This window comes from Nitrospira sp. BLG_2, assembly GCF_049222245.1.
Map to the genome: position 1 here is coordinate 1 of NZ_JBLYIG010000377.1, position 6,054 is coordinate 6,054.

Here is a 6,054-nt window from a genome sequence, read left to right on the forward strand (position 1 = left end):
CAAAAGCTTCAAACCCAAAGACGGTTCCGGTGACGGAGACAGCGGCGAGAGCTTTCACGGCCAGAAGCGGAAAAATGACACGCATGCCAGCACGACCGACCCCGATAGCCGCCTATACCGCAAGGCGCAAGGCCGCGAGGCGAAACTTTGCGATATGGGTCATGCGCTCATGGAAAACCGCAACGGGCTTCCGGACTTCATCACTGAGTGCAAATTTGCGTTGAACAACTTGCTCATGAGGATTCGGCAAGTGAATCTTCTTTCTCGACCCGTCTGGTAGGACCAAACTCCACTCGCCGTTTATACCTCCCTCCACTGGCCGGTTAAATGCTTTGAGCTCGATGAGCCCCGCACATCGTTCCGTCACAACAAGAAAGTCAATTTGGCGCGGATGAGTCGGCGGTAGAAATTGGCTAGGATGATGGCAGCACAATTGGCTTTGCGAAGATCATCACAGGCTCGATTGAGGAATGATCGTTCGGATTGTTGCTCCAGCGGAGAGCCGATGTAAACATCGATGGAGGTTGTCACGCGGTTGTCTACCATCAGTGCCAATAACTATGAAATAAAGATAACGCGAGGTGTGAGAAAGGTGTCAAGCGGAAATCGAGGTAGGCTTGTGATCATGCGCATTGAACGAGTTTGAGGCGGCTATGTTCGTAGCGCCGATGGATGTCGCGAGCAGGGATATCGTGCCCGCCTCGGCTGACTCGGGCTTGGACGCGTGCGACGTGTAATTCCGGATTGAACAGTCCCACGTACCAGACGCGCACCTCAATGCTCTGTTCGGCTGCTTGCACAAGGAGGCTTGTGATGGTATTCCCGCCGAGGGTAGTCTCGAAGGTAAAATCCAGGCGCTTTTCGACCGCCCTCTTCAGCAGCCTCACGCCTTGGCGCCAGGCTATGCTGTTGGCATCTGCCTGTGTCAGGGTGGGGTCTGTTTCTCTCAGTGCGTGGGCCGCTTCGTCCGGATTGAAATACTCGCCTCCGTGTTGACGGACGGCCGTGCCACCGATGCTGCTTTTCCCTGCCCCATTGACGCCGGCCAGCACATGAATCCGTGGCCGCCGAGATGGGCTCATGCCCTCGCGGCTGTCGACATGCGCCGCGCTCGTTTGCGTACCGGTGCGCGATGTTTTTTTTGGGTGGTCGTGACTGCGGCGTGTCCCAGTTCCTGCGGAGAGGCGTTGAAGGCCGCCTCCACGCCATTTCGCGCTTGTGGTGTCTGCATGCGGGCCAGTAATTCGTCGAACTCCTTGCCCAGATCGTCGAGCGAGCGACCGCGTTCTTTCACCAGCGATTCGAACTCGGCGAACGAGAGGAGCACAGCCTTGGGTCTGTCGTGACGGGTAATGGCGACCGCCCCACTGTGCATCGTTTTCTCCAAGATCGCGCCGAACTCGTTCTTGACCTTTGTGGCCGCTACCGAGGAGATGTCTACAAGCTGTCCACGGCTGTTTTTGAATGTGAGCTTGGACATGATGTCTTGCGTAAAGAAATGACTAATATAGCCAAATTGTACATAGTGTCTATTCCAAGGTCAAGTGCGAGCATGACCTAAGATGCAACTTAAGATGCGGTGCCGCTCCTGCATGTGCTGAGCTGCTCGTATTGTGTGTCTTCCTCTTCGTAAGCAGAAAGAATGGCTCAAGAGGAATGGGGGCGGCGACGGAATTGTGAATGGCTGCCAATGACTCGGTTGCATTCCTCGTGCGATGATCTGGTACAGTGAAAAGAATTTCTCTTGGGTACATTACGCATGTCTGCTCCGACCGCCCATCGCCAATCCACCTCACGGGTTAAAGTATTGCCACGCGATGAGACGCGCGAGCACTTGCTCGCGATTGCGGATATTTTGGCCAAGGTCATGGATACGACGGTCAAGATTCCCGGCACGTCGTGGTACGTCGGATTGGACCCCGTGCTCGGCCTCATCCCTGGGATCGGGGATGTGATTGCGAATCTCATCGGTACGATCATCCTTGGGCTCGCGACGCGTTTACAGCTTCCTCGTATTGTCATAGCTCGCATGAGCCTGAATCTCCTGATCAATGGGACGGTTGGTGCAGTTCCGATTTTCGGAGATCTCTTCTCGGTGTGGTTCCGGAGCCATGCGAGAAATGCCGCATTGCTCCGCGAGGCTGCGATGCAGCCGGATCGTGAGACCCATGCGGATTGGTTCTACGTTGGCGGAATTATCGGCGGTACGGTGGCGCTTCTGCTGGTCATGATTGCCTGCATGGTGTGGGTGGTCTACAAGCTCTGGTCGATGGTCACCGGTGGATAGGAATGGGAAGTCGAGTGTGGTATACAACAAACCTTCCTGAGTACCAAAGTTAACAATACTTCCTTCGCGCATCTCCATGGAACGAGAAGTTAAAACCTATGTGTTGAAGCGGCCTGCTGAGGAGGCGGTCCCGCGCAAGTTGTCCACCGATTATTCTGCCGCGCTGAACACTCAGCAATTGGCGGCGGTGACGGCGGGCGACGGCCCATCACTGGTCATTGCGGGAGCCGGAAGCGGCAAGACCCGCACGTTGGTCTATCGCGTGGCCTACCTCATCGATTCCGGTGTGGATCCGTCGAACATTTTACTGCTGACGTTCACGCGCAAGTCCGCTCAGGAAATGTTGGAGCGGGCCGGCGATCTGATCGGGACGAGTAGCCATCGGGTCTGTGGAGGGACGTTCCACTCGGTGGCCAATCTTTTGCTGCGTCGGTATGGCCGGTGCATCGGCATCGAGCCAGGGTTCACGATTCTGGATCGTGGCGATGCGGAGGATTTAATCGCGCTTATGCGGTCGCAGCTTGGACTCAATGAAAAGGACAAGCGCTTTCCCCGCAAGGGGACAGTCATGGAAATGATCAGCAAGAGCGAAAATACGCTGCGCAGTCTCGACGAGATCATCTTGGAAGAGTTCAGTCATTTCGCGGATCACTCGGAGGATCTCGGACGGCTTCAAAAAGCCTATCAAACGGCGAAGCGCCAAAAGCAACTCTTGGACTACGACGATCTGCTGGTGATGCTGCGGCAGTTGCTGTTGCGTGACGAAGCGGCCCGCGCGAACATTTCCCGTCAGTATCGCCATATCCTCGTGGATGAGTATCAAGATACGAATCGATTGCAGGCCGAGGTCATCCGCCAACTGGCAATGACCCATCAGAACGTGATGGTGGTCGGCGACGATTCTCAATCCATCTATGCGTTCCGGGGTGCGACCTTCAAGAACATCATGGAGTTTCCCCTGTTGTTCCCCGGCACGACGGTTTATAAGCTCGAAGAAAACTATCGCAGCACGCAGCCGATTTTGAATCTCGCCAACTGCATTATCGAGGAAGCGACCGAGAAATATACGAAGCGCCTCTTTACGAGAAAGATCGATGGACCGCTGCCTGCATTAGTAGAAGCGGCGGGAGAAAACGCGCAATCGCGATTCATCGCACAGAAGATTTTGGAGCTTCGTGAAGAAGGTGTGCCACTGGATGAGGTGGCCGTGCTGTTTCGCTCCAGTTTCCATTCGTTTGACCTGGAAATCGAGCTCTCGCGCAAGGGGCTGCCCTTTATTAAGCGCGGCGGGGTGAAGTTCATCGAGACGGCCCACGTCAAGGATCTGCTGGCGCATGCGCGGGTCGTCTCCAACCCGCTTGATACGGTCAGTTGGCATCGCGTGTTAATGCTGGTCGAAGGGGTGGGTCCGAAGAAGGCTCAGGACTTGCTCGCCGCGATCGTGCAATCCGGACGGCCATTCGACGTGCTGCGCGGGGTGAGCGGCCGTGCCGGGCAGGGGCTCAAGAACTTGGCCAATACGCTGGAGAGCCTGGCTGGATCGGATGATCGACGGCCCGCCGAACAGGTCAATCATATTTATGAGTACTACCTTCCGATTCTCAAGGAACAGTACGACGATTACCCGAAACGCACGAGAGATCTCGATCATCTCCACACAATTGCCGAGGGCTACGAGGGGATTGACGAGTTTCTTGCTGATTTAGCGCTGGAGCCGCCTGATGGGAGCGCTGTGAATGTGGAAGCGTTTGATCGCGATGATGAACGTCTTGTGCTTTCGACGATCCATTCCGCAAAGGGGTTGGAGTGGCAGTGCGTGTTTGTCATCTGGGTGGTAGACGGCAGGTTTCCCTCGGCCTATTCCTTCCTCACCGACGACGAATTAGAAGAAGAACGGCGACTCTTCTATGTGGCGGTCACTCGAGCCAAACGGCATTTGTTTTTGACGTACCCCATCAATGTGTACGACAAGACCAGCGGGATGTTGCTTTCGAAGCCCTCGCGGTTTCTGGACCATGTGCCCTCGGACCTTCTCGATACATTGGCCTTGGTAGAGGAAGGCGAACGAGAGAACTGGGGGATTGAGCGAGAGCCGTATTATTGATTGACGATTCCTTGTCGCAAGGTATCAACTCCTGTCTCTATGAGTCACATCACGATTCGATTGTTTCTGGCGTGGTGGTGCTGCTGGTTGGTCACGGCCTTCCTTGCGGAAGCCGCTGTCACCGCCAAAAATGAAGAGGGTGGTAAAAACCGGATATGGGCGCGCCTTCTCGATGACGCAGGGCGTGGACAGTTGCCGACGAAGTTTCTGAAGGCACTCCCTCCGGACTTTATTCATTTTGAGTTCGATGATCTTCGGGCTTACGCCGCTGAGTACCATCCTGACGAGCATCGGATGGTCCTTCACCGTTCGTTGTCTTTCAACGGTGCGGGAAGGACCCTCAAGCCGCTTGGCAAGATGACGCACAAGGAATTGGAAGTGCTCTATCATGAGCTGTTTCATGCCTACATGGATTACCTGCAAGTCGTTGAAGAGCGCTCAGGCAAGGCCGGGGACGGTTTGGGAGAGCTGCTGAGCTTTGCCAAACATCAGCAAGCCTGTCGATATGAGGAAGTGCGGATCACTCCGGTCGCTCTGTGAACGGGCGACACGGAATCACGCTATTTGACGAAGACAGAGTCGTGGGAAGCGCTGAACGAAACATGGGCGGTCTTTATCGGCTGGGCGGTCTGGAATCAGCTTGAAGTGAAGCACAAGACGGGGAAATCTATGTTTCAGGAGCCGGGGCAGGCCCATCAATGGATTCGACGGTTCAAGGGGGCACTCGAGAAGGGTGATCTCCGTGGGTATTACGTCCCTGAAGATCCGGACGAACGGCGCCTCGCTCAGAAAAGGTATTTGGCCAAGCCGTCACAGTTGACGTTGAAGGAGGCCGCGGTTTTAATGAAACAAGTTCTCGGTTTTCAACATAATTTTATTAAGAGAGTTCAAGCTTCATTTGAGCCATCTAGAGGGTCTGCCTGTTAGACTCCTTGAAGGACGATAAATTAAAAAAGCACCTGAGCCGAATTCCCTCTTGACATGACGGAAGTTCATCAATAGAATCCAGCATTTCGTGATCTAGCCTGTCCGAGCACTTCAACGAATCAATCTTTGAGGATTGAGGAAGAAAACTGTGCACGGGTAGGCTTGCTTGTCTTTGTCAAGCATCCTCTATTTGTGCTGCAATGGTTTGTATAGAACAATGAAACATCGCGGGCAGGTACCCAAGTGGCCAAAGGGGGCAGACTGTAAATCTGCTGGCTTATGTCTTCCAAGGTTCGAATCCTTGCCTGCCCACCAAGCCGAGCTTCGCTCGTACCGGGCGAGCTTGTGAGTGGCGAGCCGGATAAACGCCTCCAGGGTAAAGCCCGCAAGATTACGTATGCGTTTAAGTGGGTCGGCGAATTGGTGAGTGGATAAGTCGGGTGTGCACCCAAGAATTTGTGGCTTGATGAGCGTATGAGCCGAAGAAAGTAAGAAAAGGCGGGCGTAGCTCAGTGGTAGAGTTCCAGCCTTCCAAGCTGGCTGTCGTGGGTTCAAATCCCATCGCCCGCTCCAAGCGTGATGGTGGTAGAGCGGCAAGTGTTGATCGGGCGTTTATGATCGGGCGTTTATTATGATGGTGAGAGTTGCTGGTGGGAAGGTGGGTCTAGTTTCGAGGGTGACGTATGGCGCGTCACATGCCCACGTAGCTCAGTTGGTAGAGCACGTCCTTGGTAAG

7 protein-coding genes, 2 tRNA genes and 1 pseudogene are annotated in these 6,054 nt (G+C 54.6%); 7 read left to right on the top strand and 3 right to left on the bottom strand.

Annotated features, from left to right (window positions below; all coding sequences use genetic code 11):
• A pseudogene (locus tag ACOSYY_RS10435) lies at positions 1 to 190 on the top strand (IS5/IS1182 family transposase); the annotation flags it as partial.
• Here the strand turns inward: ACOSYY_RS10435 and ACOSYY_RS10440 are convergent.
• The 3 genes from ACOSYY_RS10440 to ACOSYY_RS10450 all read right to left on the bottom strand — a co-directional run bounded on the left by ACOSYY_RS10440 (position 113) and on the right by ACOSYY_RS10450 (position 1,480).
• Complete coding sequence (locus tag ACOSYY_RS10440) at positions 113 to 367, bottom strand: hypothetical protein (protein ID WP_421662281.1); 255 nt, start codon at positions 365 to 367, stop codon at positions 113 to 115. The pseudogene ACOSYY_RS10435 and the gene ACOSYY_RS10440 sit on opposite strands and share 78 nt — an antisense overlap.
• A 256-nt stretch (positions 368 to 623) precedes the next feature.
• The gene (locus ACOSYY_RS10445; RefSeq protein ID WP_421662282.1) at positions 624 to 1,082 is read right to left on the bottom strand and encodes an ATPase; all 459 of its coding nucleotides are present in this window, start codon (positions 1,080 to 1,082) and stop codon (positions 624 to 626) included.
• Positions 1,079 to 1,480 carry a type II toxin-antitoxin system prevent-host-death family antitoxin gene (locus ACOSYY_RS10450; protein ID WP_421662283.1) on the bottom strand — a complete coding sequence of 134 codons (402 nt, stop codon included), beginning with the start codon at positions 1,478 to 1,480 and terminating at the stop codon, positions 1,079 to 1,081. Before ACOSYY_RS10450 ends, ACOSYY_RS10445 begins: the two co-directional genes overlap by 4 nt.
• A 264-nt stretch (positions 1,481 to 1,744) precedes the next feature.
• Between ACOSYY_RS10450 and ACOSYY_RS10455 the strand changes: the two genes are divergently transcribed.
• The 6 genes from ACOSYY_RS10455 to ACOSYY_RS10480 all read left to right on the top strand — a co-directional run bounded on the left by ACOSYY_RS10455 (position 1,745) and on the right by ACOSYY_RS10480 (position 5,891).
• Positions 1,745 to 2,287 carry a DUF4112 domain-containing protein gene (locus ACOSYY_RS10455; RefSeq protein WP_421662284.1) on the top strand — a complete coding sequence of 181 codons (543 nt, stop codon included), beginning with the start codon at positions 1,745 to 1,747 and terminating at the stop codon, positions 2,285 to 2,287.
• Positions 2,288 to 2,363: 76 nt separating this feature from the next.
• Positions 2,364 to 4,391, top strand: coding sequence for an ATP-dependent helicase (locus tag ACOSYY_RS10460; protein WP_421662285.1), 2,028 nt, complete (start codon positions 2,364 to 2,366; stop codon positions 4,389 to 4,391).
• Between the two features lie 39 nt (positions 4,392 to 4,430).
• Complete coding sequence (locus tag ACOSYY_RS10465; RefSeq protein WP_421662286.1) at positions 4,431 to 4,931, top strand: hypothetical protein; 501 nt, start codon at positions 4,431 to 4,433, stop codon at positions 4,929 to 4,931.
• A gap of 24 nt (positions 4,932 to 4,955) precedes the next feature.
• On the top strand, positions 4,956 to 5,318 hold the full coding sequence (locus tag ACOSYY_RS10470; protein ID WP_421662287.1) for a hypothetical protein: 363 nt from the start codon (positions 4,956 to 4,958) through the stop codon (positions 5,316 to 5,318).
• A 229-nt stretch (positions 5,319 to 5,547) separates the two neighbouring features.
• Positions 5,548 to 5,633: transfer RNA gene (locus ACOSYY_RS10475), tRNA-Tyr, on the top strand.
• A 183-nt stretch (positions 5,634 to 5,816) separates the two neighbouring features.
• Positions 5,817 to 5,891, top strand: a tRNA-Gly gene (locus ACOSYY_RS10480).
• The last annotated feature ends 163 nt before the right edge of the window (positions 5,892 to 6,054 follow it).

Bases quoted from the DNA above. Each gene is read 5' to 3' on its own strand.
- ACOSYY_RS10445 (WP_421662282.1), bottom strand. From the start codon at position 1,082: ATGAGCCCATCTCGGCGGCCACGGATTCATGTGCTGGCCGGCGTCAAT.
- ACOSYY_RS10450 (WP_421662283.1), bottom strand. From the start codon at position 1,480: ATGTCCAAGCTCACATTCAAAAACAGCCGTGGACAGCTTGTAGACATC.
- ACOSYY_RS10460 (WP_421662285.1), top strand. From the start codon at position 2,364: ATGGAACGAGAAGTTAAAACCTATGTGTTGAAGCGGCCTGCTGAGGAG.
- ACOSYY_RS10465 (WP_421662286.1), top strand. From the start codon at position 4,431: ATGAGTCACATCACGATTCGATTGTTTCTGGCGTGGTGGTGCTGCTGG.